The sequence below is a fragment of the Gemmobacter denitrificans genome (assembly GCF_036964905.1).
GTDB classification, from domain to species: domain Bacteria; phylum Pseudomonadota; class Alphaproteobacteria; order Rhodobacterales; family Rhodobacteraceae; genus Gemmobacter; species Gemmobacter denitrificans.
In genome coordinates, this window is sequence record NZ_JBALHR010000007.1 from 120,273 (window position 1) to 145,311 (window position 25,039).

General features: G+C 62.1%; 26 protein-coding genes and 1 tRNA gene. 10 read left to right on the forward strand and 17 right to left on the reverse strand.

What is annotated here, in order from left to right:
- Positions 1-57: 57 nt before the first annotated feature.
- A tRNA-Glu gene (locus V6590_RS12800) sits at positions 58-132 on the forward strand.
- A gap of 67 nt (positions 133-199) precedes the next feature.
- On the forward strand, positions 200-526 hold the full coding sequence (locus V6590_RS12805; RefSeq protein WP_335423685.1) for an arsenate reductase family protein: 327 nt from the start codon (positions 200-202) through the stop codon (positions 524-526).
- Between the two features lie 50 nt (positions 527-576).
- Here V6590_RS12805 and V6590_RS12810 read toward each other — a convergent pair whose 3' ends face one another.
- Complete coding sequence (locus V6590_RS12810) at positions 577-783, reverse strand: cold-shock protein (RefSeq protein WP_189634377.1); 207 nt, start codon at positions 781-783, stop codon at positions 577-579.
- Positions 784-1,001: 218 nt separating this feature from the next.
- A complete protein-coding gene (gene thrS, locus V6590_RS12815; RefSeq protein WP_335423690.1) occupies positions 1,002-2,939 on the reverse strand; it encodes a threonine--tRNA ligase in 1,938 nt (645 codons plus the stop codon).
- A 248-nt stretch (positions 2,940-3,187) separates the two neighbouring features.
- Here thrS and V6590_RS12820 point away from each other — a divergent pair, with 248 nt between their 5' ends.
- From V6590_RS12820 to V6590_RS12830, 3 genes are all read left to right on the forward strand, one after another.
- Positions 3,188-3,856, forward strand: coding sequence for a DNA-3-methyladenine glycosylase I (locus tag V6590_RS12820; protein WP_335423692.1), 669 nt, complete (start codon positions 3,188-3,190; stop codon positions 3,854-3,856).
- 26 nt (positions 3,857-3,882) lie between these two features.
- Positions 3,883-4,632, forward strand: coding sequence for an alpha/beta fold hydrolase (locus tag V6590_RS12825; RefSeq protein WP_335423801.1), 750 nt, complete (start codon positions 3,883-3,885; stop codon positions 4,630-4,632).
- Positions 4,633-4,883: 251 nt separating this feature from the next.
- Positions 4,884-5,585, forward strand: coding sequence for an alpha/beta fold hydrolase (locus V6590_RS12830; RefSeq protein ID WP_335423693.1), 702 nt, complete (start codon positions 4,884-4,886; stop codon positions 5,583-5,585).
- 14 nt (positions 5,586-5,599) lie between these two features.
- On the opposite strand, the gene phaZ is transcribed toward V6590_RS12830, so the two are convergent.
- On the reverse strand, positions 5,600-6,886 hold the full coding sequence (gene phaZ / locus V6590_RS12835; RefSeq protein ID WP_335423695.1) for a polyhydroxyalkanoate depolymerase: 1,287 nt from the start codon (positions 6,884-6,886) through the stop codon (positions 5,600-5,602).
- A 113-nt stretch (positions 6,887-6,999) separates the two neighbouring features.
- Between phaZ and phaC the strand changes: the two genes are divergently transcribed.
- From phaC to V6590_RS12860, 5 genes are all read left to right on the forward strand, one after another.
- Entirely contained in the window at positions 7,000-8,793 is a 1,794-nt protein-coding gene (phaC, locus tag V6590_RS12840; protein ID WP_335423696.1) for a class I poly(R)-hydroxyalkanoic acid synthase, read from the forward strand.
- A gap of 151 nt (positions 8,794-8,944) precedes the next feature.
- Positions 8,945-9,394 (forward strand): Phasin, encoded by a 450-nt coding sequence (locus V6590_RS12845; protein ID WP_335423698.1) that lies wholly within the window; start codon positions 8,945-8,947, stop codon positions 9,392-9,394.
- 172 nt (positions 9,395-9,566) lie between these two features.
- The gene (phaR, locus tag V6590_RS12850; RefSeq protein WP_335423701.1) at positions 9,567-10,130 is read left to right on the forward strand and encodes a polyhydroxyalkanoate synthesis repressor PhaR; all 564 of its coding nucleotides are present in this window, start codon (positions 9,567-9,569) and stop codon (positions 10,128-10,130) included.
- Positions 10,131-10,145: 15 nt separating this feature from the next.
- Positions 10,146-11,111 carry a LysR family transcriptional regulator gene (locus V6590_RS12855; protein ID WP_335423702.1) on the forward strand — a complete coding sequence of 322 codons (966 nt, stop codon included), beginning with the start codon at positions 10,146-10,148 and terminating at the stop codon, positions 11,109-11,111.
- Between the two features lie 64 nt (positions 11,112-11,175).
- Positions 11,176-11,817, forward strand: coding sequence for an exopolysaccharide biosynthesis protein (locus tag V6590_RS12860; protein ID WP_335423704.1), 642 nt, complete (start codon positions 11,176-11,178; stop codon positions 11,815-11,817).
- Positions 11,818-11,841: 24 nt separating this feature from the next.
- On the opposite strand, the gene V6590_RS12865 is transcribed toward V6590_RS12860, so the two are convergent.
- The 14 genes from V6590_RS12865 to rlmJ all read right to left on the reverse strand — a co-directional run bounded on the left by V6590_RS12865 (position 11,842) and on the right by rlmJ (position 24,999).
- On the reverse strand, positions 11,842-13,029 hold the full coding sequence (locus V6590_RS12865; protein ID WP_335423707.1) for a DegT/DnrJ/EryC1/StrS family aminotransferase: 1,188 nt from the start codon (positions 13,027-13,029) through the stop codon (positions 11,842-11,844).
- Positions 13,030-13,145: 116 nt separating this feature from the next.
- Positions 13,146-14,444, reverse strand: coding sequence for an NAD(P)/FAD-dependent oxidoreductase (locus tag V6590_RS12870; protein WP_335423708.1), 1,299 nt, complete (start codon positions 14,442-14,444; stop codon positions 13,146-13,148).
- A gap of 4 nt (positions 14,445-14,448) precedes the next feature.
- Positions 14,449-15,804, reverse strand: coding sequence for a glutamine synthetase family protein (locus V6590_RS12875; RefSeq protein WP_335423710.1), 1,356 nt, complete (start codon positions 15,802-15,804; stop codon positions 14,449-14,451).
- Between the two features lie 43 nt (positions 15,805-15,847).
- A complete protein-coding gene (locus V6590_RS12880; protein WP_335423712.1) occupies positions 15,848-16,537 on the reverse strand; it encodes a type 1 glutamine amidotransferase in 690 nt (229 codons plus the stop codon).
- A gap of 105 nt (positions 16,538-16,642) precedes the next feature.
- Positions 16,643-17,977, reverse strand: a complete 1,335-nt coding sequence (locus V6590_RS12885) for a glutamine synthetase family protein (protein WP_335423713.1) — start codon at positions 17,975-17,977, stop codon at positions 16,643-16,645.
- A 184-nt stretch (positions 17,978-18,161) separates the two neighbouring features.
- Complete coding sequence (locus V6590_RS12890) at positions 18,162-18,989, reverse strand: ABC transporter permease (protein WP_335423715.1); 828 nt, start codon at positions 18,987-18,989, stop codon at positions 18,162-18,164.
- A complete protein-coding gene (locus V6590_RS12895) occupies positions 18,986-19,867 on the reverse strand; it encodes an ABC transporter permease (protein WP_335423717.1) in 882 nt (293 codons plus the stop codon). Before V6590_RS12895 ends, V6590_RS12890 begins: the two co-directional genes overlap by 4 nt.
- Before the next feature lie 92 nt (positions 19,868-19,959).
- Positions 19,960-20,685: a transporter substrate-binding domain-containing protein gene (locus V6590_RS12900; RefSeq protein ID WP_335423720.1), complete on the reverse strand. Its 726-nt coding sequence runs from the start codon at positions 20,683-20,685 to the stop codon at positions 19,960-19,962.
- A 61-nt stretch (positions 20,686-20,746) separates the two neighbouring features.
- On the reverse strand, positions 20,747-21,562 hold the full coding sequence (locus V6590_RS12905) for an ABC transporter ATP-binding protein (RefSeq protein WP_335423722.1): 816 nt from the start codon (positions 21,560-21,562) through the stop codon (positions 20,747-20,749).
- Positions 21,563-21,713: 151 nt separating this feature from the next.
- Positions 21,714-22,478, reverse strand: a complete 765-nt coding sequence (locus V6590_RS12910; protein WP_335423723.1) for a phosphate/phosphite/phosphonate ABC transporter substrate-binding protein — start codon at positions 22,476-22,478, stop codon at positions 21,714-21,716.
- Positions 22,475-22,915 (reverse strand): tellurite resistance TerB family protein, encoded by a 441-nt coding sequence (locus V6590_RS12915; protein WP_335423725.1) that lies wholly within the window; start codon positions 22,913-22,915, stop codon positions 22,475-22,477. The genes V6590_RS12910 and V6590_RS12915 overlap by 4 nt, the downstream gene beginning before the upstream one ends.
- 49 nt (positions 22,916-22,964) lie before the next feature.
- Positions 22,965-23,261 (reverse strand): DUF1330 domain-containing protein, encoded by a 297-nt coding sequence (locus V6590_RS12920; RefSeq protein ID WP_335423727.1) that lies wholly within the window; start codon positions 23,259-23,261, stop codon positions 22,965-22,967.
- Positions 23,258-24,196: a PhzF family phenazine biosynthesis protein gene (locus V6590_RS12925; RefSeq protein ID WP_335423729.1), complete on the reverse strand. Its 939-nt coding sequence runs from the start codon at positions 24,194-24,196 to the stop codon at positions 23,258-23,260. Before V6590_RS12925 ends, V6590_RS12920 begins: the two co-directional genes overlap by 4 nt.
- 29 nt (positions 24,197-24,225) lie before the next feature.
- Positions 24,226-24,999 (reverse strand): 23S rRNA (adenine(2030)-N(6))-methyltransferase RlmJ, encoded by a 774-nt coding sequence (gene rlmJ / locus V6590_RS12930; protein WP_335423731.1) that lies wholly within the window; start codon positions 24,997-24,999, stop codon positions 24,226-24,228.
- Between the last annotated feature and the right edge of the window lie 40 nt (positions 25,000-25,039).

Below are 25,039 nucleotides of genomic sequence, written 5' to 3' on the forward strand. Positions count from 1 at the left end.
GCATTTTTCCTCTTGCGCGCCCATGGCGCGGGCGGTAGATAGCCGCCTACCGACAGTGGCCCGTTCGTCTATCGGTTAGGACACCAGGTTTTCAACCTGGGAAGAGGGGTTCGACTCCCCTACGGGCTGCCACTTCCAGAAATCAATGTCTATCAATGGATTGGCGCGAAAAGCTGATCTTTTGTTCTGCGAGGTTTTGATGATCCTGTACGGCATTCCCACCTGCGACACCTGCAAGAAAGCCCTGAAGGCGCTCGCTGCGGCGGGGAAGAATGTCAGCTTCCGTGATCTGCGCAAGGACCCGCTGTCCGAGGCAGAAATCGCCCGGATCGTGACCGAATTCGGCGACCGGGTGATCAACAAATCCTCGACCACCTATCGCGGTTTCAACGATTTTCTGAAGGCATCGGAACCCGAAGCGCAGATCGCCGCCCAGCCCACGGTAATGAAACGCCCGGTGATCGAAACCGAAACCGGCTGGTATCTGGGATGGGACGATTCCGTTCAGGCTGCGCTGCTGAAATGACAAACGGCCCCGCAGGGGGGGCCGCCTGAGGACAAGACCGACCGGGTCTCTTACAGAAGTTTCAAATCCGAGGCGGAGGCACGCCCGTCGCGGCCAGATTGCAGTTCGTAACCGATCTTCTGATTGTCGTTCAGGCCCTTTAGGCCCGCACGTTCCACGGCAGAAATATGGACAAACACGTCCTTGCCGCCATCATCGGGCGCAATGAAGCCGTAACCCTTGGTGGCGTTGAACCATTTCACGGTGCCGGTCGGCATTCCGTCTCTCCTTTGTCAGCCATCCCGGGGCGAGATTGCCGCGGGCCGTGCAGCCAGGTCTTCCACTTGTCCGGCTGCCAGAACTGGCAGGAGGCGGTCGAAAGTCTGTCGTCACGGGGCGATGATGCCACGGATCAACCAAAAAGCAATAAATTTCGCCTTGGCAGCATGGGCCGCCAAGGCGTTGAAATCGCGTCAATTCCAGTCACTGGTGTTTGTCAGGGCATCTGGGCGGCTGTGGACAGTTCGGCCAGAATCGCCTCCAGACTTGTGCTTTCCGTCCGGTTTTCGCCCAGACGCCGCACGGAAACCGTACGCTCTTCGACCTCTTTCATGCCAATGGCAAGGATGACGGGAACCTTGCCGACCGAATGTTCACGCACCTTGTAATTGATCTTTTCATTGCGGGTATCGGCTTCAGCGCGAACGCCCGCACGCTTCAGGGCGGCGGTGACCTCGGCCACATAGGCATCGGCGTCCGAGACGATGGAGGCGACAACCACCTGCCGCGGCGCCAGCCAGAAGGGCAATTTGCCGGCGTAGTTTTCGATCAGGATACCGATGAACCGTTCAAACGAGCCCAGAACAGCGCGGTGCAGCATATAGGGCATGTGTTTCATGCCATCCTCGCCGACATATTCCGCGCCAAGGCGCTGCGGCAACTGTGCGTCCACCTGGAAGGTGCCACATTGCCATTCCCGGCCGATTGCGTCGGTCAGTTTGAAATCCAGCTTGGGGCCATAGAAGGCGCCGTCGCCTTCATTGATCTGATAGGGCAGGCCAAGATGTTCGATGGCGGATTTCAGCGCACCTTCCACGATGTCCCATTGTTCATCGGTGCCGATGCGGACCTCGGGGCGCGTGGACAGTTTGATGTCGAAACTGTCAAAGCCCAGGTCTTTGTAGACACTAGACAAAAGCGAGATGAAGCTCGCGCACTCGCCCTGAATCTGTTCTTCGGTGCAGAAGATATGCGCGTCATCCTGCGTGAAGCCGCGCACGCGCATCAGCCCGTGCATGGAGCCGGAGGATTCATAGCGGTGGCAAGAGCCAAACTCGGCCAGTCGCAGCGGCAGATCGCGATAGGATTTCAGGCCCTGATTGTAGATCTGAACATGGCAAGGGCAGTTCATGGGTTTCAGCGCATTGATGCGCTTTTCCTTGGCGCCTTCCTCGTCCACTTCGACGATGAACATGTTCTCGCGGTAAGCTTCCCAATGGCCGGATTTTTCCCAGAGGATGCGGTCCACCACCTGCGGCGTCTTGATTTCCTTGTAATCGGCCTGCCGCAACCTTTTACGCATATAGTCTTCCAGCGTGCGGTAGATCGTCCAGCCGTTGGGGTGCCAGAACACCATGCCGGGCGCTTCTTCCTGCAGATGGAAGAGGTCCATTTCGCGGCCCAGCTTGCGGTGGTCGCGCTTTGCGGCCTCTTCCAGCATGGTCAGATGGGCCTTCAGATCGTCGCGGTTCCTGAACGCCACGCCATAGATGCGCTGCAGCATGGGTCGTGAGGCGTCGCCCAGCCAATAGGCGCCGGCCACATGCGTCAGTTTGAACGCGTCAGCCGGCACCTGTCCCGTGTGTTGCAGGTGCGGGCCACGGCAGAGGTCTTGCCAAGGCCCATGCCAATACATGCGGATGTCCTCGCCTTCCGGGATTCGGTCCAGAAGTTCGATTTTGAAAGGCTCACCGCGATTTTCGTAATATTCGCGGGCCCTCTCGCGTGACCAAAGCTCTGTTTTGACAGGTTCGCGGGCGTTGATGATCTGCTTCATCCGCGCCTCGATCGCGCCCAGGTCCTCGGGCGTGAAGGGCTCGGCGCGGTCAAAATCATAGAACCAGCCATGGTCGCGGACCGGGCCGATGGTGACTTTGACATCGGGCCAGATCTCTTGCACAGCGCGGGCCATGATATGGGCGAGATCGTGGCGGATCAGTTCCAGCGCCTGTGCGTCATCCTGCATCGTGTGGATGGCGATGGTGGCATCGCTGGAAATGGGCCATTGCAGATCCCAATGGGCACCATTCACCGTGGCAGAGATCGCCTTTTTGGCAAGGCTGGTGGAAATGGCAGCCGCCACTTCGGCGGGCGTCACGCCAGCTGCGAATTCGCGTTTGTTGCCATCGGGAAATGTCAGGGAAATCTGAGCCATAGGCCTTGATCCTCGTCAGTTTGGCGCCCACGGAACGCCCGGTTGCGGGTTATGATGGGCGCGGTTCTGCGCCTTGGGGGGGCGAAAGTCAATCTTCGCCTGGGCAATTTCAGCTTTTCAGCGAGTGCGCAGCCAACCTGTTACGGCATGTCCACACTGCGCCCGGCACCTTGGCTGCGGTAGATGGGCTATACGTTTGGCAGTTCCGCGCGCTAGGCTGCGGTCAATGGGTGAGCAAGGGGGCTGAAATGCGATCATTTGCAGAAATTCTTGCGATTGCGGCAGAGCGCAAGGGCGGTGAGGCCGCTGTTTTGGCAACGACCAGCGATCCGCTCTCTGCCGAGGCACTGGTCGCCATTCCCGCCGACCGCTGGCTGGCGCAGATGGCGCGCGGCATCTTTCAGGCCGGGATCAGCTGGAAAGTGGTCGAGGCAAAGTGGCCGGGCATCGAAGAGGCCTTTGGCGGCTTTGCCATCGGGCCGGTATCCATGCTCGACGACGACGGAATCGAGGCGCTGCTGTCTGATCGTCGCGTGATCCGCAGCGGGCCAAAGATCGTGGCCATCCGCGACAACGCCGCTTTCATCCGGCAGGTGGAAGAGGCCGAGGGCGGCTTTGCCCGCAAGATCGCCGATTGGCCCGCCGGGGATTTCGTGGGGCTGGTGGACTGGTTGCAGCGTCATGGCAGCCGGTTGGGCGGCATGACCGGGCCATACATGCTCCGGCAGATGGGGAAGGAAAGCTATCTTCTATCGTCCGATGTGCAGGCGCGGCTGCAGGCCGAGGGTGTGATCGATGGGCCGCCGACATCGCGAAAGGCGCGCGCGGCGATTCAGGCGGCATTTGACAGGTGGCGGGCGGAAAGCGGGCGCAGCTTCAATGTGATCAGCCGGGTTCTGGCGCAAAGCATCGGTTGACGGTAAAGCCTGCGCAAAGACGGAGAATTGCCATGCCTGACTTCTTGACCACGCCGCAAGGCCGCCGGATCGCCTATCACCAAACTGCGGGGCAGGGGCCGGGAGTGATGTTTCTTGGTGGGTTCAAGTCCGACATGACGGGCACAAAGGCCGTGCATCTGCAGAACTGGGCCGAGGCGAAGGGCCGGGCCTTTCTGCGGTTCGATTATTCGGGCCATGGCCAATCGGATGGGGATTTCCTGGACGGCTGCATCGGCGACTGGGCGGCGGATGCCCAGGCAGTGATCGCAGCCCTGACGCAAGGGCCGCAGGTGCTGGTGGGTTCGTCCATGGGGGGGTGGATGGCGCTGCTGGCGGCGCGTGCCATGCCGGAGCGCGTGGCCGGTTTGGTGGGTATCGCCGCCGCCCCCGATTTCACCGAAGATCTGATGTGGGCGGGCTTTACCGAGGCTGAACGCGCCGCAGTCATGGCTGGGCGCCTGGAGCAGCCCTCGGAATATAGCGACGAACCCTATGTGATCACGAAGAAGCTGATCGAGGATGGGCGCAACCATCTGGTGCTGCGCAACCCGCTGCGGCTGCCCTTCCCTGTTCGGCTCTTGCAGGGAACAGCGGATGTCGATGTGCCCCCGGCTGTTGCCCTGCGGCTGATGGAACATGCTGAAGCGCCCGACCTGCAACTGTTGCTGGTGAAAGGTGCCGATCACCGGTTTTCTACCCCGCAATGCCTTGCGATGATGACGGCGGCGATCGAGGATATCCTCGGCCAGATTTGACGATTTTCAATATTCGATGGTCGGGCGCTCTTGGGTGCAGTCTTTTGAAAACTCTGCATTCAGATGGATATGCAGGCTATTCTTAACCTCGCGCTGGCTGTGACTGGTTGTCTTTCTGCAACGGCGGGGCACGGAATGCCCCGCGATCCACAGGCAGGCCGTGTGAAGCTGGCCTTGGCCCTTGCATCCCGATAAGATGCAGAAAATGCGATCTGTCGGCCAAACGGCAGACCTGAGGAACGAGAGAGATCATGAAAGAGCCGGTTGTCCTGATCCCGGGCCTGGCCTGCGATGCGCGGCTGTTCCGCCATCAACTGCTGCACTTGTCGTTGCATCGCCCGGTCATGGTGGTGCAACCACAGGGCGCGACGGTGGAGGAAATGTCGGCAGCGCTCTTGCCGCAACTGCCGCCACGATCGGTGCTGGTAGGGGTGGGCTTGGGCGGTGATGTGGCGCTGGACCTGCTGCGGCGGTCGCTGGACGGGTTTTCACGCATCGTGTTGATCTCAACCGATCCGCTGTCGGAAGCCCCGGCCATAGCCGCCGCGCGTGAGGCCCGGATGGTAGCGGCGCGCAGTGGGCGCCTGTTTCAGGCCGTAGCCGAAGAATATCCCACTGCCGATATGGGCCCAAACCGCGCGAGGATAGAGGCGCTGCTTCGCGACATGGCGGAACATCTGGGCGAAGGGGTCTATTTGCGCCAGCAAAAGGCCATGCAACGCCGCCCGGACCAGCAAAAGACCCTGCGGCGGGCGATGATCCCGGCACTGATCCTGGGTGGGCGGCTAGATACGCTGGTGCCGCCACGTCGGCACGAATTCGTGGCTGAGCTGATGCCTTTTGCCACGCTGCACATGATCGAAGGGGTGGGGCACCTCTTGCCGCTGGAGGCCCCGGAGGCGGTAACGACCGCGCTGGAAGAGTTCCTGCGCGGTCCGATGCTTTTGCGGTAGCGGCACCGTCGCGCTTACTGCGCGACGGTGAGCTTGACTGGTGCCTTGGCCGCACGACCCGCGGTATCATCGCCGGAATTGGCATCGATGAAGTTCAGCACCAGCGGGCGGATGTTCAGCCGCCAGGATTTGCCGGCAAAGATGCCGTAATGGCCGGCACCCGGTTCCAGATGGCTGGCCTTCTTGCTGTCGGGCAGGTTGGTCAGCAGGTCCAGCGCGGCAAGGCATTGGCCAGGCGCTGAAATATCGTCATTTGCCCCTTCGACGATCTTCACGGCGACCTTGGTGATATTGCCGAAATCCACCTTCGTCCCTGCCACAACAAAGGCATTGCGGGCAATTTCGCGGTTCTTGAATACGCGTTCGACCGTGGACAGGTAGAATTCGGCGGTCATGTCCATCACCGCCAGATATTCGTCATAGAACCGGTTATGGGCATCGTGATCGCTGGCCTCACCCCGGGCGACGCGCAGGATCTGTTCGCTGAATGCCTTGGAATGGCGCTCGGCATTCATGGACATGAAGGATGCCAGTTGCAGCAGGCCCGGATAGACCAGACGGCCCGCGCCCTGGTATTTGAAACCGACGCGCTGGATGGCCCATTGTTCCAACTGGCCCATGGTCACGCGACGACCGAAATCTGTCACCTCGGTCGCGGCGGCATCAGGATCGACTGGCCCGCCGATCAGGGTCAGCGAGCGGGGCTGGGCATCGGGGTCTTCGCCTGCCAGATAGGCCGTGGCGGCCAGCGTCAACGGCACCGGCTGGCATACAGCCAGAACATGGGTGTCGGGCCCCAGATGGCGCATGAAATCGACGAGATAGAGCGTGTAATCCTCGACATCAAACTTGCCCATCGATACCGGAATATCACGCGCATTATGCCAATCTGTCACAAAAACGTCAGCGTCCGGCAGCAAGCTTGCCACCGTGGAGCGGAGGAGCGTCGCATAGTGGCCGGACATCGGGGCAACCAGCAGGATTTTGCGGGCCATCGGCGCACGTCGGCGGACGAAGAACTGCACAAGGTCGCCGAATGGCCGTTCGACCACTTTCTTCACATCGACCAAATGATCCTGACCATCGGGGCCGACGATCGACCGGATGCCCCAATCCGGTTTGGCTACCATGCGGTTGAAGGTGCGTTCTGCCACCGCACCCCAGGCTGCGGTCAGCTGCAGCATCGGATTGGTGGACAGGGCGAAGGCTGGATATGACGCCATGGCCCGCGCGGTTGCCCCCAACCATTCATTTGTGTTGCGGGCGGTTTCCATAAGGTCATAAGTCGCCATATACTTCATTCACGTCTCCTTGCCCGATGGGCCGTGGCTTAGCTGCGCTCCCCGATCCGGCAGCGGAGGAGGAGGCGGAATGCTGCGTTTGCGAAATTGGACTGTAGGGGGGAAAGATTAACATGACAACTGCGACCAAAGATGAGAGCGCCCGGTTGGAGCGGCTGAATGCCAATCTGGCCAAGGTCGAAGAGTTGTCAAAACGCCTGACATCAGCGTTAACAGCGCGAAAAATGCATGATCAGGCGCTGGATGGCCCCTCGCAGGAGCTGTTTGTGAAGGCCGCTGCTGCCTATGTGGCGGAAATGATGCAGAACCCTTCGAAAATCATCGAACAGCAGGTGGGGCACTGGGGCAAGACGCTGAAGCACTATGTCGAGGCGCAACAGAGCCTGGCGCAGGGCCAGTTCAAGCCCCCGGCCGATACCGGACCGAAGGATCGGCGATTCGCAAATCCGCTCTGGGATACCCATCCGTTCTTCAATTTCCTCAAGCAGCAATACCTCATCAACGCCGAGACGATCACCAATGCCACCTCTGGCCTGACCATGCTGGACGAGGCCGAACGTCGCAGGGTGGAGTTCTTTACCCGCCAGATCGCCGATCTGATGGCGCCGACCAATTTTCTGGGCACCAACCCGGATGCGCTGGAGAAGGCGGTGGCAACTGATGGTGAAAGCCTTGTTCAGGGGCTGGAAAATCTGGTGCGTGACATCGAAGCAAACCGGGGCGACCTGTTGGTGACATTGGCCGACCGCGAGGCGTTCCATGTGGGGCAGAACATCGCCACCACACCGGGATCGGTTGTATTCCGCAATCGGATGCTGGAGCTGATCCAATATGCACCCACCACGGAAAAGGTGCATCAGACGCCGCTGATCATTTTCCCGCCATGGATCAACAAATTCTACATCCTCGATCTGAAACCGGTGAACAGCCTGATCAAATGGATCGTCGATCAGGGCTTTACGCTTTTCGTGGTCAGTTGGGTGAACCCCGACCCGAGCTATCGCGATGTCGGGCTGGATGACTATATCCGCGACGGCTATCAGGCCGCGATTGCCGAGGTGAAGCAGATCACCGGCGAAAAGCAGGTGAATGCGGTCGGCTATTGCATCGCGGGCACCACGCTGAGCCTGACACTGGCCCATGCGCAGAAAGCCGGCGACAAATCGGTGAAATCGGCCACTTTCTTCACCACGCTGACCGATTTCAGCGATCCGGGCGAAGTGGGTGTTTTCCTGAACGACGATTTCATCGAAGGGATCGAACGCCAGGTCAGTCAGGATGGCGTGCTGAGCAAGTTCTTCATGAGCCGGACTTTCAGCTATTTGCGGTCGAATGACCTGATCTATCAGCCGGCGATCAAGAGCTACATGATGGGCGAGGCCCCGCCAGCCTTTGACCTGCTGTTCTGGAACGGCGATGGCACCAACCTGCCGGCCCGGATGACGGTGGAATACCTGCGCGGCCTGTGTCAGCGCGACGAATTCGCCACCAAGGGCTTTCCGGTGCTGGGCGAGATGGTGACCCTGTCGGATGTCAAGGTGCCGCTTTGCGCCATCGCCTGCGAAACCGACCATATCGCCGCCTGGAAAGGCAGCTTCAACGGCGTGAAGAAGATGGGGTCCAAGGACAAGACCTTCATCGTTTCGGAAAGCGGCCACATTGCCGGGATCGTCAACCCGCCGTCCAAGGGCAAGTACGGGCATTACACCAATGATGCCCCGATGACGACGCCGGAAGACTGGATGGCGGGGGCCACTTTCACCAAGGCAAGCTGGTGGCCACGCTGGGGCGAATGGTTGGCCGGGCGGTCTGGCAAGATGGTTCCGGCCCGGGTTCCGGGCGATTCGACGAACCCTGTGCTGGCTCCCGCGCCGGGCACCTATGTGGGCGCCGTGCCAAGCATTTGATTTTCCGAGATTCTGCGACGCAGCACGATCCGCAACCTATGGTTTCGCTGCGTTGCAGAAATTTCACTTGATTTCTGCGGTGCAGCATTTTATATCTGTCTTCAGGAAACGGGCCAATCGACGTTCACAGCCCGATGCATGGAGCATTGAAATGACCAAGACCCCGGACTTCACCAAAGTTGTTCAGGACATGATGGCGGCCTTCCCGGTTGACGCCTCTGCTTTCCAGAACGCATTCAAGACCCAGGCTGCCATGGGCGAGAAGTTCGCCAAGGTTGCTCTGGAAGCTGCCGAGAAATCGACCGAGATCAGCTCCAAGTGGGCCAAGGACACCCTTGCCAAGATCGGCGACGCGTCGAAAGCCAAGGCTGACGCTTCGGAATACACCAAAGCTGCGACCGACTTCGCTTCGGCTGCTGCCGAAATGGCTGCCGAGAACCTGGCCGCTTTCGCAGAAATCGCCAAGAAAGTGCAGATGGAAACCGTCGAGCTGATGCTGGCTGCTGGCAAGGACGCTTCGGAAGAAGCTCAGGCCGCTGTCAAGAAAGCCACGACGGAAGCCACCGCTGCCGTGAAGAAAGCCGCTGCGGCTGCGAAGTAATCCTTCGCGCGCATCCCCTTCCTTCCTCCCTGTCGGATGGATGCGCCGGGGCGGGCCATTGGCCCGCCCCTTTCCATTCGGGCTGCTGCCTCGTTCTTTTTGCTTTCCTTTTTCTGCGCCGCTGCCCTAAGCTTCTCTGCAAGCGCAAAGAAACGGGGGAGGGGCCGGTTCCATGGCCAATACCGACAAACCGCTGCTGATCAAACGATATGCCAGCCGTCGGCTCTACAACACGGAAACCAGCGATTATGTGACGCTGGAAGATATCGCAGGCTTCATTCGCGCCGGGCGCGAAGTGCAGATCGTCGATCTGAAAAGCGGAGATGACCTGACCCGCCAATATCTGCTGCAGATCGTGGCCGAACATGAAAGCAAGGGCGAAAACGTCCTGCCGATCAATGTGCTGACCGATCTGGTGCGCAGCTATACCACCGAAGTGCAGAGCGTGGTGCCGCAGTTTCTGGCTGCCAGCTTCGAAATGCTGCGCGATGGCCAATCCAAGCTGATGGAAAATATGGGCTTTCCCAACCCGATGGCCGCCATGCCGGGGTTTGACGCCATGCGCAAACAGCAGGAAGCCTTCATGAAAACCATGATGGGCGGCTTGCCGGGCTGGTCCGGGTCGTCTGGCCCCGCGCGTGAGGATGAGGGCGAGATGACCCCGGCCAGCAGTGATGAACTGGCCCAGATCCGCAAGCAACTGGCCGATCTGCAATCCAAACTGTCCAAGCTCTGATCGGGCGGGTGGATCGTGCCGGAAAGCGGTTCTGGCCGTGTCACCTTGTGGGGGATCGAGGTCTTTCTGGCCACAGCGGAAGAGGGGGCCATTTCTGCCGCAGCGCGGCGGCTGGGGGCCAGTCCTTCTGCCGTAAGCCAGCAGCTGGCCGGACTTGAAACCGCATTGGGCGCAGTGCTGCTGGATCGGGCAGCGCGGCCCATGCAGGTGACACCTGCAGGGGCGCTGTTCCGTCGCCATGCCCAGACCATCCTGAACGCGGCGCAAGAGGCGCAGGCGGCGCTGGCCATGGCCGATCTGTCGGGGCTGACCACGCTGCGGCTGGGGGTGATCGAGGATCTGGATGCCGATGTCACCCCCCGGCTGTTGCAGGGGCTGGCCGAAGATTTGCGCACCTGCCGCTTTTTGCTGGAAACCGGGCCGAGCCATCGGCTGCGCGACGGGCTGGAGGCGCGCGCGCTGGATATGGTGGTGGCCGCCGATCTGGGCGCGGCCCAACCACCCGAAGCGGGGCTTGAGATCCATCCGCTCTTGTCTGAGCCGTTTCTGGCCGTAGCCCCGTCAGGCGTGGCAACCGATCCGGATAGTCTGCGCAATCTGCCATTGATCCGCTATTCGGCGCGGCATCACATGGGGCGGCAAATCTCGGCGCATCTGGCAGGGCAGAACCTGACATTGGCCAGCCGGTTCGAGTTGGACAGCTATTCCGCCATTCTGGCCATGGTGGCGGGCGGGCAAGGCTGGTCGATCCTGACGCCGCTTGCGCTGCATCATGCGGCACAGTTTCGTGCCGGGGTGACGGTGGCCCCCCTGCCTTTTGGCAGGTTTGACCGCGTGATCACTGTGTCGGCCCGGGCGGGCATGTTGCAGGAAATGCCCGCGCAACTGGCCACACGGCTGCGCGGACTTTTGCAGGCCGAGGTGGTTGCACCAACGTTGGGGCGCTGGCCCTGGCTTGCCGGCGATCTGAAGGTTTTGTGACGGGGCTTGCGGCGGCCTCAGTCTATGCCTAGCTGTTGTCAGACCCTATACGCGGATGCGCGCCATGACAGCCCAAGACGCGGAACCGATGGCCGCCCCGGCCCTGGCCCGGCGCCGATTTTCCGAACTGCTGGAACAGTTTGCCGCCGATCATCCGGGCGAGCGTGTCAGCGTGGCCGATCTGTTGCACGCGATGGAGGGGCGTGCGATTGCGGCGCTGCTGTTCATCTTTGCCTTCCCCAATATCTTGCCGACGCCACCCGGGCTTGCGGCCGTATTGGGCCTGCCGCTGATCTATCTGTCGTTTCAGCTGATGCTGGGTCGGCAACCCTGGTTGCCGCGTTTCATCGCCGATCGCTCGATGACGCGCGAGACCTTTGCCATGATCGTGTCGCGGGCGATGCCGGTGTTGAACCGGGCCGAGCGCATGCTGCGCCAGCGCTGGTGGCCGCTGGTCAGCCCGATGATGGAACGGGTTCTGGGCGGTGTGTGTCTGGCGTTGGCGGTGCTGCTGTCGCTGCCCATTCCGCTGGGAAATCTGATGCCTTCGGTCGCGATCTGCGTGATCGCACTGGCCCTGCTGGAGCGCGACGGGTTCTGGGTGGTGCTGGGCCTCGCCAGCACCGTGGCCGCCTTCGGCTGGGTCGGCAGCATTGCCTATGGGCTGGTCAAATCCGTGATCTTCGTGGTGATGAACGCGTTCTGACCAGGCCCAGGAAACGGGGCCATTTCAGCCCCGGACGGCCATGGCCGCGGCGACAAGACCATCGGCAATGAAATCAAGCTCTGCCTCGGTCAGGCGGGTGGGCAGGCGCACGTCGCAGGCGCGCATCAACATGGCGCGGGTCTGCGGCAGATCGGGCTGGTCGCCCAGAAACTGCCAGTTCCAGAAGGCACGCGCGTTGTCTTCCGACAGGCCGAAAACCTGCACCGAAATACCGCGCAGCTTCGCTTCGGCCTGAAAGGCGCGGGCCTGAGCGTCGGTATCAAAGCCCAAAAGGTTGAACTGGATGCTGTCGGGTGCACGGTCTTCGCCGGGCAGGGCATCGGGCACCTGCAGCCAAGGGCAGGCATTCAGCCGGGCGGCGACGTGATCGTGGTTGAACCGGCCCTGCGCCACGCGGCGGGCCAGTTCCGGCAATTGCGGGCGGATCACGGCAGCCGAAAGGTTCTGCATCCGCATGTTGTAGAGCGGCAATTTGTTCTGCCACAACATATAGCTGTTCTGCAGCCCGTGGTGCTTTTTCCAGTTATGTTCATAAGCACCCGACATGATGACGCAGCGCGCCGCCAGTTCGGGATCGTCGGTGACCAGAATCCCGCCCTCACCCGCGTTAATCATCTTGTAGGACTGGAAGCTGAAACAGCCGATCTTGCCGATGGTGCCGATATTGCGCCCGTTCCAGACGGTGCCAAGGCTGTGGGCCGCATCTTCCACCACCGGCACGCTCGCGGCATCGCACAGCGCCATGATCGCATCCATATCTGAGGTATGGCCGCGCATATGGCTGATCAGCACTGCGCCCGCGCCCGGCAGTTTGGCGGCGAAATCGGCCATATCCACCCGGTAATTCGCGCCAACCTCAACCAGAACCGGGGTGCAATCGGCATGAACGATGGCCGAAGGCACGGCGGCAAAGGTAAAGGCCGGGGTCAGCACCCGGGCGCCACGGGGCAGGTCCAGCGCTTTCAGCGACAGGAACAGCGCGGCCGAGCAGGAGGAAACCGCCAGCGCATAACGGCTGCCCAGAAGGGCGGCAAATTCGGTCTCCAGCAGCGCCACCGGTGCCCCTTCGGGCGCGGTGTAGCGGAACAGATCGCCCGAGGCGAGCAGCCGGTCGATCTCGGCCCGCGCGGCTTCGGGGATCGGTTCGGCATCGTAAACATTGGGCGGGGCAATCTGTCCGTCAGCGGCCATTTACAGCTTTCCTGAAACTGTCATTCAGGAAAGCTGTAAGCCGGAGGCGCCGGATTTTCCAGCGACAAGTTCATGACAAAGGGCCGTGGCGGTGCTTCCGCCACGGCAGGTGGCGGTTATATGCCCAGTCGGTCGCGCAGCGAGAACCAGGTCATCGCTGCAACCAGAAGCGGCCAACGCAGGGCCACCCCCCCGGGAAAGCGCGGCTGCGGCAGCGCAGCCATCACATCAAAGCGCCCGGTCTGGCCTGCCACGGCCTCGGCCATCATCTTGCCCGCCAGCGTGGCCAGGGCGACCCCGTGACCGGAATAGCCCGAGGCCGACCAGACATTCGGATTTGGGCGGGTAAAGCAGGGCAGGCGGTTCATGGTGATGGCCAGCGTGCCACCCCAGGCGTAATCGACCTTGATCCCCCGCAGCTGGGGATAGACCTCCAGCATCGGCTTCATCACCGTTTTCACCAGATCGGGGAATTTCCAGCCATAGCTTTCCCCGCCGCCGAACAGCAGCCGGTTGTCTTCCGACAATCGCCAGTAATTCACCACGAATTTGGTATCGGCCACGGCCACCGGCTTTGACAGGATCGCCGCCGGATCCTCCAGCGGGGCGGTGGCCAGAATGAAATTGTTGATCGGCATGACCTTGGCCGCCACCTTGGGTTCCAGCCCGCCAATATAACCATTGCAGGCCAGGATCACCTGATCGGCCACGACGCGGCCCTTGTCGGTTTGCACCACGGCTTTCGCGCCATGTTGAATGTGATGCACGGGGCTGCATTCGTGGATCACCGCACCCGCCGCTGTGGCCGCCTGTGCCAGACCGATGGCATAGTTCAGCGGGTGAACATGGCCCGCGCCCCAGTCAATCTCGCCGCCCTTGTAGGCATCCGATCCGATCAGATCGCGGATCCCGGCCCGATCCAGCGGTTCCAACTGGGTATAGCCGTAATCACGGGCCAGCTTTTCGGCATAGGCATGGGTCGCGCGGACCTCGCGCTCCTGCCAGCAGGCATGGGCCACGCCGGGATGGAAGGTGCAGGGCATGGCGTGTTCGCGGATCAGATCGCGCACCAGTGCCTTTGCCTCTTCACCAAAAGCCCAGTATTGGCGCGCAGCATCGCGGCCGGCGATGCGTTCCATATCGTCCTGATCCAGCCGCATCCCGCTGCCGACCTGACCGCCATTGCGGCCTGACGCGCCAAAGCCCACGCGATGGGCTTCCACCACCACCACGCGCCGGCCTGCCTGTGCCAGATGCAGCGCCGCCGAAAGTCCGGTATAGCCTGCGCCGATGATGCAGATATCGGCCGTGGTTTCGCCGCGCAGGGGGGCAAACCGCGCCAGCGGCGCCGCCGTCGCAGCGTAATAGGAGGCCGGGTATTCTCCCGGCCTGTCATTGGCATAAAGCAGGTTCATCGCGTCACACGTTCAGCAGAAGATGCTCGCGTTCCCATGGGCTGATGACCTGCAGGAACTCTTTGTATTCATTCCGTTTCACGCTGTCATAGACCTTGCAGAAATCGGCCCCCATCACCTCGGTCAGGGCGGCGTCCTCCTCCAGAAGATCAAGCGCATCACCCAGCGTGGTCGGGATTTCGTCGCTGTCGATATAGGCATTGCCCTTGAATTCGGGGCGCGGGGCGACCTTGTTCATCAGCCCCAGATAGCCGCAGGCCAGTGTGGCGGCGATGCCCAGATAGGGGTTGCAATCCATGCCGGGCAAGCGGTTTTCAATCCGTCGCGCCGCAGGGCTGGAGATCGGCACGCGCAGGCCCGTGGTGCGGTTGTCGCGGCCCCATTCCAGATTGATGGGGGCGGCGAAATCCGGGACATAGCGGCGATAGCTGTTCACATAGGGGGCAAACAGCGCGACACCTGCGCCCAGATGTTTCTGCAGCCCGCCGATGAAATGCTGGAATGCCTCGGTTTCTGCGCCGTCTGGTCCGGCAAAGATGTTCTTGCCGGTCTTTGTATCCACCACCGACGTATGGATATGCATGGCGCTGCCCGGTTCGCCCGCAATGGGTTTCGCCATGAAGGTGGCAAAGCAATCGTGCCGCAGCGCGGCTTCGCGGATCAGGCGTTTGAAGAAGAACACGTCATCCGCCAGCCGGACCGGATCGCCATGGGCAAGGTTCAGTTCGATCTGGCCCGCGCCGCCTTCCTGCAGGATGCCGTCGATTTCAAGGCCCTGCGCTTCGGCGAAATCGTAGATGTCGTCGATCACCTTGCCATATTCATCGACCGCCGACAGGCTGTAGGCCTGTTTGCCTGCCGCGCGGCGGCCCGAACGTCCCATCGGCGGGATCACCGGCTGATTGGGGTCCAGATTGCGTGCAGTCAGGAAGAATTCCATTTCCGGCGCGACCACCGGCTGCCAGCCCTGTGCGGCATAGAGCGCGAGAATACGCTTCAACACATTGCGCGGGCTGAAGGTCACCAGATTGCCCTGCTGGTCCTTCGCATCGTGGATCACCTGCAGCGTCACATCCGCAGTCCAGGGCGCGGCAGTGGCGGTGGACCAATCGGGTTCCAGGATCATGTCCGGTTCGGTGAAGGCATCAAACGGGTTGTCTGCCCAATCCCCGGTGATGGTCTGCAGGAAGATCGAGTTGGGCAGGAAATAGCTGGTTTGCTTGGCGAATTTCGCGGCGGGCATGGCCTTGCCGCGCGCCACGCCGGCAATGTCGCCGATCACGCATTCCACTTCGTCGATGCGGCGGTCGGCAATGAAGGCGCGGGCTGCCTCGGGCAGCTTGCTGGTCCAGTCGGACATGGGGCACACTCTTGGTTCTGGCCCGAAGGCCGCGACCACCTGGTCAGGCGGTCTGCAGCCGGGGGGCTTTGAAAAATTCTGCGATGCGGCGCGCAATCGTCTGGTCATCAATGGCCTGATCGAGACGCGCGCCCGCCTCGGCCATGACCTCGTCCGGAACAAGGCCCTTGCCCCGGGTCTTCATCAGACCGTCCACGAATTCCGATTTGAATTCGGGATGGGCCTGTACGGTGAAGATGCGGTCGCCGTAGGCCAGCGCCGCGTTCTGGCAGAAATCGTTGCAGGCAAGGACGGTGGCGCCTTCGGGCGCCTGCACCACCTGATCGCGATGCCAGGCGTTCAGCCGCAGGGTCTGCCCGCCAAAATCGTATTCGGTGGGACCGACGGCCCAGCCACCCGCGAAGCGTTCGACCTTGCCGCCAAGCGCCTGGGCCACGATCTGATGGCCAAAGCAGATGCCGACCATGGGCACGGCGCTGTCATGGGCCTTGCGAATGAAATCTTCCAGTGGCGGGATGAAGGGGTGATCTTCATAAACGCCATGGCGCGATCCGGTGATCAGCCAGCCGTCACAGTCATGCACATCGGCTGGAAACTCCATCTCCACCACCCGATAGGTGCGGAAGGTAAAGCCCTGTCCTGCCAGCAGCCGGGCGAACATGTCGGGGTAATCGCCCGATTGCGGGGCGAGAGCCTCGGGGGCCAATCCGGTCTGCAGGATGCCGATGCGCATGGGGCGTTCCGTCTTCACTCTGTTCAAGATGTAACAACGCCCCCCCGCACTGGGCAAGGGGGCAGGGAGAGAACCGGGCAGGCTTGCCGCCCGGTCATCACAGGATCACACCGTATCGAGGTACAGTTCGACCCGCTCTTCCGGGGTCAGCTCTGCGATATAGTGCAACTCCTGCCGCTTGGTCTGAACCATGTTGCGGATCAGTTCCTTGGGCAGGAAGCGATAAAGCGTGTCGCTGTGTTCAAAGGCGTCGATGGCGGCTTCCCAACTGTCGGGGATCTGCGGCAGATCCAGCGAATAGGCATTGCCGGTAATCGGCGCGGGCGGTTCCTGCTGGTCTTCGATCCCGGACAACGCCGCGCCCAGAATGGCCGCCAGCATCAGATAGGGGTTCACGTCGCCGCCCGCGACGCGATGTTCGATCCGCCGCGCCGCCGGATTGCCCGCCGGAATACGGATGGCGGTTGTGCGGTTTTCATAGCCCCAGCCGATAGAGGTCGGCGCATGTTTGCCGGGCACCAGCCGTTCATAGCTGTTCTGGTGCGGTGCAAAGATCAGCGTGCTGTCATGCATCGCATTCAGGCAACCTGCCACGGCATGGCGCAGCATCGCCGTGCCCTTGGGGCCGCCGCTGTCAAAGATATTGTCGCCCTTTTCATCAATCACGCTGAAATGGGTATGCAGGCCCGAGCCGGAATATTCCGGGTAGGGTTTCGCCATGAAGCTGGCGGCAAAACCATGACGACGGGCCAGGCCCTTGACCAGCATCTTGAACAACCAGGCATCATCGGCGGCCCGAAGCGGATCGTCGCAATGCATCAGGTTCACTTCGAACTGGCCCAGACCGGTTTCCGATGTGGTGGTATCGGCCGGAATGTCCATCGCCTCGCAGGCGTCATACAGATCGGTGAAGAAGGTGTCGAAGGCATCCAGCGCGCGGATCGACAGCGTTTCTGCCGCCTTGCGGCGCTTGCCCGAACGGGGCGAGGCGGGCACCTGCATGGTCTTGCCCGAATCGTCGATCAGGAAGAATTCCAGTTCGACTGCGCAAACCGGGGTCAGCCCCCGCGCCTTGTAGCGCTGCACCACGGCATTCAGCGCGTGGCGCGGATCGCCCTCATAGGGCTGGCCATTTTCGCGGAACATCCAGATCGGCAGCAGCGCCGTCGGGGCCTCCAGCCATGGCATCGGCATGAAACCGCGTTCGGTGGGTTTCAGCACGCCATCCTGATCGCCCTGTTCGAATACCAGCGGGCTGTCATCGATATCTTCGCCCCAGATATCGAGATTGAGCACCGAAAACGGGAAGCGCGTGCCGCTTTTCACCACGTTTTCGGCAAATCGCGCGGGAACCCGTTTGCCCCGTGCCTGACCGTTCAAATCCGCTGCCGCCACACGAATGGTGCGAACCTGCGGATGCTTGCGAAGCCAATCCTTCATTGTCATGTCGTCATCAAAGAGCGGGGGCGCGTTTCCATGGGCCCCGGCCCGTTCTCCCTTTTTTGATCCTTGCCATCCGCGCCCCTTACGGGGTTGGGCCGCCCGGAGGGGCAGGGGACGCCATGCCCCCGTCAAGTGGCACGGTTCGGGCGACGGCCCGAAGAATTTGATCAAATATAGGCTACTACCGGATCAACTGCGGACGCAAGCGAATTTTGCTGCGTGTGTTGGACGGCAGGTGCCGGTTCAGTCTGCGGTTCATCATGCCAAACAGCCCGATCAGCGCAAAAGTCAGCAGGATGAAGTAGAAGCCGACGATCGGATAGGGCACGAAGGGGTTGAAGGTCTTGTCGGCGAAATAGTTCGCGTAATAGAGCGCATCGCCCCTTTGCTGGAACGCCGGGAAGCCCGAGAAGAACACCAGCGTGGTGGCGTGAAACAGGAAGATCGCCTCGTTGGTATAGGCGGGCCAGGCCAGACGCAGCATGGTGGGCCACTGGATGCGGCGGAACTTGGACCAGCCTGAAATGCCATAGGCCTCGGCTGCCTCAAGATCGCCCTTGGGGATGGATTGCAGCGCGCCATAGAAGATTTCCGCCGCATAAGCAGAGGTATTGAGGAACAACACGAACAGCGCCCCTGCCCAGGCTGCCGTCAGCCAGTTCGTCGCGATGTGCAGGCCAAAGATGTCAATGCCGCCACGCGGCACCATCACCAGCGCGGAATATGCCAGGAAGAACTGGATGAACAGCGGCGAACCGCGGAACACAAAGATGAACCAGTCTGCCGGTTTGCGCAGCCACGGGTTGGCGCTGGCCTTGGCCATGGCCAGGGCATTGGCAAAGAAGAAGCCCAGCATCAGTGCGACTGCACCGAAATAGATGTTCCAGATCAGCCCCGATCCGATCAGGGTGAATTGCTGGCACAGGGTGAAATCACTGCGCGGCAACAGCTTTTCGCCATAGCCCAGACTGCGGAAGGCATAGGCGCCGATGGTATCCCAGCAGGTCATTGCGCGGCCCTCCGCATCGCTTCGCCGGCCGCGGTGGCCTGCCCGTGGCTGAGCCGTTGTGACAGCTTGCCCAGAATGATTTCAGACCCGCGCGTCATCAGCAGATAGACCACCATCAGGAACAGGAAATACCACAGCCGCCAGTCGGGATGGGGATAGGCATAGGCCTGCGTCTTGGCACTGCCCAATTCGCGCGCCCAATAGACGATGTCCTTGACCCCCAGCAGGAACAGCAGCGGCGTCGCCTTGATCAGGATCATCCACAGGTTCGACAGCCCCGGCAGCGCATAGGTCCACATCTGCGGCACTAGGATGCGGCGAAAAACCTGGCCATGCGACATGCCATAGCTTTCTGCGGTTTCAAGCTGCGCCTTGGGCACGGCATTCATCGCACCATACAGCACATTGGCCGCAAAGGCGCCAAAGACGATGGCAAAGGTAAAGACTGCCAGCGCAAAGCCATAAAGCTGGTGCCAGATCTGGGCACTGTTGCCCAATGGCACCTTGGCCTCTGGACAAACACGAAACTCCAGCCCTTGCCGGATCGGTTCCTTCCAGTCGGGGCAGACGATCTGGTGTTTCATCCATTCGATCCCCTGATCCAGCGCGATCACAAAGAACAGGAAGAACACGATATCGGGCACGCCGCGCACCATGGCGGTATAGGTCTTGCCGAACAGCCGCAGCGGCAGAAACGGGCTGCGCGCCGCCATGGCACCGCCAAAGCCGAAGGCCAGCGCCGTGGGGGCGGTGACGGCCAGAAGCACCAGCACCGTCAGGAAAGACCAATAGAAATCAATGTGCTTGCCAGAGGTAAGATAGCAGAAAAGCCAGGAAAGGCCCTCAAGCGTCTTGGGGTCGGCGCAGGTGCTGAACATGGCGGGGGTCCGGGGCTGGAGAGGCCGGGGCAGGAAAGCCGGTCAGGGAGACCCCGTCCGCCGGGGGCGGACGGGGACGGAATCGAAATGGATCAGAACTTGTTGGTTTCCGGCCCGAAGTGCTTTTCGATGGCGGCGTTCAGCGTGCCATCGGCCTTCATCGACTTGATCGCTTCGTCAAACTTGCCGCGCAGCTCGTCATCGCTGTCGCGGAAGCCCAGACCGACGCCCCCACCCAGCTGGACATCCTCGCCCACGAACATCAGCTTGCCTTCCGATTGATCGACATAGGGCTTGAGGAAGTCCTTGTCGGCAAAGACGGCAGCCGCTTCGCCATTGTTCACGGCGGCGATGGTTTCATCAGGGGTAGCGAATTCCAGCAGGGTCGCGCCGGATTCAGCGACATAGCCCGCCTGAATGGTGCCTACCTGGGCCGAAACGACGCCGCCCTTGGTATCAGCATCCGCGGCTGCGGCGACATAGGCCGAGGCGGCCGGCGGGAAGTAGTTTTCCGAGAAGTCGATGACCTGCTCACGCTCGTCGGTGATCGACATGCCGGCGATGATCACGTCATAGTTGCCCGACTGCAGGTTCGGAATGATGCTGTCCCAGTCATTGGTGACCCATTCGCAGGTCAGCCCGGCACGCTTGCACAGTTCGTCACCGACTTCGCGTTCAAAGCCCGCCACATTGCCCGAATCGTCGATGAAATTGAAGGGCGGGTAGGCGCCTTCGGTGCCCAGACGCACGGTCTGTTGTGCGGCGGCAATGCCGCCCGACAGGGCCACGAGCGCGGTGGCAAGAAGCAGTTTTTTCATGGTGTTACTCCCGTTGGTGGTTGCTTTGGCGCCGTTCGCGCCTGTTTCGCGCTGGCGATTGTCACGCCATTGTCGCGGAAAGAAAACCCCTCAGCCGTTCGGTCTGCGGGTTGCCGAACAGATCGGCAGGGGCGCCCTGTTCCTCAATCCGGCCCTGGTGCAGGAAGATGACATGATCCGACACGTCATTGGCCATCTTCATGTCATGGGTCACGATGATCATGGTGCGGCCCTCTTCGGCCAAGGCCTTGATCACCTTCACGACTTCCTGTTCCAGTTCCGGGTCGAGCGCCGAGGTCGGTTCATCAAACAGCAAAGCGCGCGGTTCCATGCACAGCGCGCGGGCAATGGCCGCGCGCTGCTGCTGGCCGCCCGACAGCATGGCGGGCCAGGCATCGGCCTTGTCGGCAATGCCGACCTTGGCAAGGTAGTGGCGGGCCTTTTCCTCTACCTCTTTCGGGTCGCGTTTCAGCACGGTCACCGGCGCTTCCATCACGTTTTGCAGGATGGTCAGGTGGGACCACAGGTTGAACTGCTGGAACACCATCGAAAGATTGGTACGGATGCGCAGCACCTGTGCCTTGTCGGCGGGGTGGCGGTTCAGGCCGGTGCCTTTCCAATGCACCGCTTCGCCCTCGAACAGGATTTCGCCCTGCTGGCTGTCTTCCAGCAGGTTGCAGCACCGCAGCAAGGTGGATTTGCCCGAGCCGGACGACCCGATGAGCGAGATCACATTGCCCTTGGGCGCGCGCAGATCGACGCCTTTCAGCACCTCGAGCTGGCCATAAGCCTTGTGCAGATCGCGGATTTCGATCACGGGCACATCGGCCGCGGGGGAATTCTGGGCCGGGGCGGCGGTGGTTCGGTCGGCGGTCACGGTTTCTCGCTTGTTCTTTGGCCTGAAAGGCACCCTGTTACGCCAAGTTAGCGCGGATGTTCTGCCAGTTTGCAATGCCAATTGTGCCGAAACAATATGCCATACCGGTCAGACTGAACGCCCAAACCGGCGAATTGACAAGCCAAAGCGGTCAATGATCCGGCAGCTCCGGCGCGGGGGGCAGAGGCTGCGCCAGATAGGCCGCCACGGGAATGGCAACGATTCCCTGCAGGCGCAGCGCGGCGCGGGTCTCTGCGGGCAAGGCGGCGATGGCCTCGGCAACGGCGGCGCGGATCGGTTCGGGGTCGCGGGTCAGTGCCGTGATATAGGGCAGTCCGGGGGTAGGGGCCGTGGCATCGACCACGCGCAACCGCCCGGCCAGCGCCGGATCATGACTTTCGATCAGCGCCCAGGTCACCGCATCCAGCGCCGCCCAATCCGCCGCGCCTTCGGCCACGGCCCGGGCGGACAGCACATGGCCGCCCGTGCGCAGGGCGGGGCGGATCGGCAGGCCAAGCCCGGTCATATGCGCCCAAGGCGCGCCCCAGCCGGATTGCGACAAGTCTTCATTCAGGGCAAAGCGCGCCTCGGCCAATGCCGTCAGATCGCGGGGGTCATCGGCACGAGCCACCAACATGCTGCGGTAATGCCCGGGCGGGCATCCCGGCACGGCAAAATCCGGCGTGCCGACCAGCGCTACCTTGTCATGCAGGCGCGCGCGGAAGGGCAGGCCGCAGGTCTGCGACAGCAGAAGGTCGGGGTCCGTCCAGCCCGCCCAATAGGCCCGGTCATCGCGGGTCAGGGTATCGGGTGCGGCAATCCCGCGGGTGCGCAGGCCATCGCGGATCGCGCCCCAATAGGCATCGGTCTGGCTGCGCAGTTCAGCCCGGTCATACATACCCAATGCGGCGATCATGCGGCCCCCCCGGCCCGATGGCGGGCCTGCGCGGATTGTGGATCAGTCAGGCCCAGCAACCGGGCGATCAGGCGCAGCAGCTGGTCCTCCTCGTCAGAGCGCTGCCCGTCGGCCAGCGCCACCGACCAGAGCCCTTCGACCAGAGCCAGCCGATCTTCCAGCGGCACCGCATCTTTGAGCGCACGGGTAAAGCGGACTGTATCGGGGGCCTCGCGCTCCAACCCCTCGGCCTCGGCCCGCAATGCGGCGGCGGCGAAAGGCGTCAGCGCATAGGTCTGGCCCAGAACGCGGTCGATATGGGCGATTTCATCCGCGTCATAGCGGCCATCGGCGCGGGCCACCCGCACCAGCAGGGCAGCCATGGCCAAGCGCCCTTCGGGGGCGGGCAAACGGTCAGGGGCGGGGGCCAGAAGGCGGCGGATCAGCGTATCGAACATGGGCGCAGCCTGTGCCCAAGCGGCGGGCGATGCAAGTCAGGGCGCGACATCACGATGCGTCATATCCGGCCACGATCATCACATCTGCGATGGAGACCGGGCTGCGCAACGCAATCGCGGCCTGATATTCGGGGTCGTTATAGCAATCCATCGCGGCTTGCAGGCTGGGAAACTCGATCACCACCGTGCGGGCGCGGATTGTGCCTTCGACCACGGTCTGCGCCCCGCCGCGCACCAGAAACCGCGCCCCATGCCGGGCGAGCGGGGCGGCATTGGCCTGCCGATAGGCCTCATAGGCGGCAGGGTCGCTGATATCGACATGGCCGATCCAATAGCCTTTGGTCATGGGTGATCCTCCTGCGGGACAAGAAGTCGCCCCTGCGACACCGGCACAGCCGCGCCTCGGATGCGAACGGCGCGCAGGCCTTCAGGGCCGCTGTCAATGGTCAGCGTCAGGTCCGAGGGGCGACCCATTTCCACGCCTTGACGCAAGCGGAACCGCTGGCTGCCCGGGCGCAGCATGCCCGCGGCACGCAATTGCGCGGCCAGAATGGCGGTGGCCGAACCGGTGGCCGGGTCTTCGGGGATGCCTGCGGTGGGCGAAAACATCCGGGTCTGAAAATCGCAGCCCGGTTCAGGGGCGGACAGGCCCGGGGTGTAGAGATAGGCGCTGTCCACCCCGGCGCACTCCATCAGGTCGGACCAATGCGGTTCGATCGGGCGGGCGCGCCCAAGCGCGTTCAGCGATGCGATGGGGACATATAAAAAGCTGGGGCCTCCCTGCCAGATCGCGGGCACATGGCCGGGCAGACCGATATCGGCGGGTGCCAGATCAAGCGCGCGGGCAATCAGGTCACCGGGGGCCTGACCGGGGGCGGCATGTGGCAGCACGGGGGCGGTGAATTCGGCCTCGATCCGCGCGCCTGTGCGGGTGACGCGCACTGGCACCAGACCGGCCTCTTCCTCCAGCACCAGATCGGCGGTGAAATCCCCTTCGGGCTGCGCGGCACTGGCCAGATGGATGGCACAACCGATGGTGGGATGCCCGGCAAAGGGAATTTCGGCGGTGGGAAAGAAGATACGCACCCGGGCGGTATGGGCGGGGTTCACCGGGGGCTGCACGAAGATGGTCTCGGACAGATTGAATTCGCGCGCGATGGTTTGCATCTGGGCCACCGACAGGTTTTCGGCCCCAAGCACGACGGCCAGCGGATTGCCGCTATAGGCGCGGTTGGTAAAGACATCCAGCGTGTGAAACTCCAGCCAGTTCCCTGTCGTCATCGCCGGTCTTTCCTTCCCCCCATGCCTGTTCAAGCCCGGAACAGCCTGCTGATTTCGGCGGCGGCCCGGTCGCTGCCATAGGGCGGATTGATGATGAACATGCCCGATCCGATCATGCGGTGCCCGTCGCGCACCGGTGGAAAGCGTACTTCGTGGCGCAGCGCCTCGGGATGGTTCTGTTCCATCGTCTCCAGCATCGGCACATGGGCACCCGAAGTCAGGATCGGATACCACAGCATCAGGATGCCGACGTTCCATTTCCGCGCGATCGCAGCAAAATGGCCCGGGATCGTGGTGTAATCTTCCTTGATCTCATAGGATGGATCGCACAGCAGTACCCCACGGCGTGGCATCGGCGGGGTGATCGACAGGGCCTGCTGAAAACCGTCCTTCTGGTACAGGTTGGCGGTGAAATCCGCGGTCGCCAGGTAAAGCCCGTGATGTTCCTGCGGATGCAGTTCGCACAGATGCAGCGTATCGCTGTCGCGCAGCGTCAGCGCGGCAATCAGCGGCGATCCGGGATAGGCCGCATCGCCCCATCGGGCACGGGTCTCAGCCAGACGCTGGCGATAGGGATGATCGGGGCGGATGCGCTTTTCAATCGCGGCAATCCCCTGTGCGGCCTCGCCGGTCTTTTCGGCCTCGGCGCTGCCAAGATCATACAGGCCCCGGCCGGCATGGGTCTCGATATAGGAAAGCGGTTTGTCCTTCTCGGTCAGATAGGACAGGATATGGGACAGCCACATGTGCTTTTGCACATCGGCCAGGTTCCCGGCATGGTAGATATGTTGATAAGACAGCATGGCCCAGCCGTAACCCGCCCTGCGCCCCCCGGCAAGGGCC

Excerpts from the sequence above, each read along its gene's own strand:
- V6590_RS12805 (WP_335423685.1), top strand. The coding sequence starts at position 200 with ATGATCCTGTACGGCATTCCCACCTGCGACACCTGCAAGAAAGCCCTG.
- V6590_RS12810 (WP_189634377.1), bottom strand. The coding sequence starts at position 783 with ATGCCGACCGGCACCGTGAAATGGTTCAACGCCACCAAGGGTTACGGC.
- thrS (WP_335423690.1), bottom strand. The coding sequence starts at position 2,939 with ATGGCTCAGATTTCCCTGACATTTCCCGATGGCAACAAACGCGAATTC.
- V6590_RS12820 (WP_335423692.1), top strand. The coding sequence starts at position 3,188 with ATGCGATCATTTGCAGAAATTCTTGCGATTGCGGCAGAGCGCAAGGGC.
- V6590_RS12830 (WP_335423693.1), top strand. The coding sequence starts at position 4,884 with ATGAAAGAGCCGGTTGTCCTGATCCCGGGCCTGGCCTGCGATGCGCGG.
- phaZ (WP_335423695.1), bottom strand. The coding sequence starts at position 6,886 with ATGAAGTATATGGCGACTTATGACCTTATGGAAACCGCCCGCAACACA.
- phaC (WP_335423696.1), top strand. The coding sequence starts at position 7,000 with ATGACAACTGCGACCAAAGATGAGAGCGCCCGGTTGGAGCGGCTGAAT.
- V6590_RS12845 (WP_335423698.1), top strand. The coding sequence starts at position 8,945 with ATGACCAAGACCCCGGACTTCACCAAAGTTGTTCAGGACATGATGGCG.
- phaR (WP_335423701.1), top strand. The coding sequence starts at position 9,567 with ATGGCCAATACCGACAAACCGCTGCTGATCAAACGATATGCCAGCCGT.
- V6590_RS12860 (WP_335423704.1), top strand. The coding sequence starts at position 11,176 with ATGACAGCCCAAGACGCGGAACCGATGGCCGCCCCGGCCCTGGCCCGG.
- V6590_RS12865 (WP_335423707.1), bottom strand. The coding sequence starts at position 13,029 with ATGGCCGCTGACGGACAGATTGCCCCGCCCAATGTTTACGATGCCGAA.
- V6590_RS12870 (WP_335423708.1), bottom strand. The coding sequence starts at position 14,444 with ATGAACCTGCTTTATGCCAATGACAGGCCGGGAGAATACCCGGCCTCC.
- V6590_RS12875 (WP_335423710.1), bottom strand. The coding sequence starts at position 15,804 with ATGTCCGACTGGACCAGCAAGCTGCCCGAGGCAGCCCGCGCCTTCATT.
- V6590_RS12880 (WP_335423712.1), bottom strand. The coding sequence starts at position 16,537 with ATGCGCATCGGCATCCTGCAGACCGGATTGGCCCCCGAGGCTCTCGCC.
- V6590_RS12885 (WP_335423713.1), bottom strand. The coding sequence starts at position 17,977 with ATGAAGGATTGGCTTCGCAAGCATCCGCAGGTTCGCACCATTCGTGTG.
- V6590_RS12890 (WP_335423715.1), bottom strand. The coding sequence starts at position 18,989 with ATGACCTGCTGGGATACCATCGGCGCCTATGCCTTCCGCAGTCTGGGC.
- V6590_RS12895 (WP_335423717.1), bottom strand. The coding sequence starts at position 19,867 with ATGTTCAGCACCTGCGCCGACCCCAAGACGCTTGAGGGCCTTTCCTGG.
- V6590_RS12900 (WP_335423720.1), bottom strand. The coding sequence starts at position 20,685 with ATGAAAAAACTGCTTCTTGCCACCGCGCTCGTGGCCCTGTCGGGCGGC.
- V6590_RS12910 (WP_335423723.1), bottom strand. The coding sequence starts at position 22,478 with ATGATCGCCGCATTGGGTATGTATGACCGGGCTGAACTGCGCAGCCAG.
- V6590_RS12915 (WP_335423725.1), bottom strand. The coding sequence starts at position 22,915 with ATGTTCGATACGCTGATCCGCCGCCTTCTGGCCCCCGCCCCTGACCGT.
- V6590_RS12920 (WP_335423727.1), bottom strand. The coding sequence starts at position 23,261 with ATGACCAAAGGCTATTGGATCGGCCATGTCGATATCAGCGACCCTGCC.
- V6590_RS12925 (WP_335423729.1), bottom strand. The coding sequence starts at position 24,196 with ATGACGACAGGGAACTGGCTGGAGTTTCACACGCTGGATGTCTTTACC.
- rlmJ (WP_335423731.1), bottom strand. The coding sequence starts at position 24,999 with ATGCTGTCTTATCAACATATCTACCATGCCGGGAACCTGGCCGATGTG.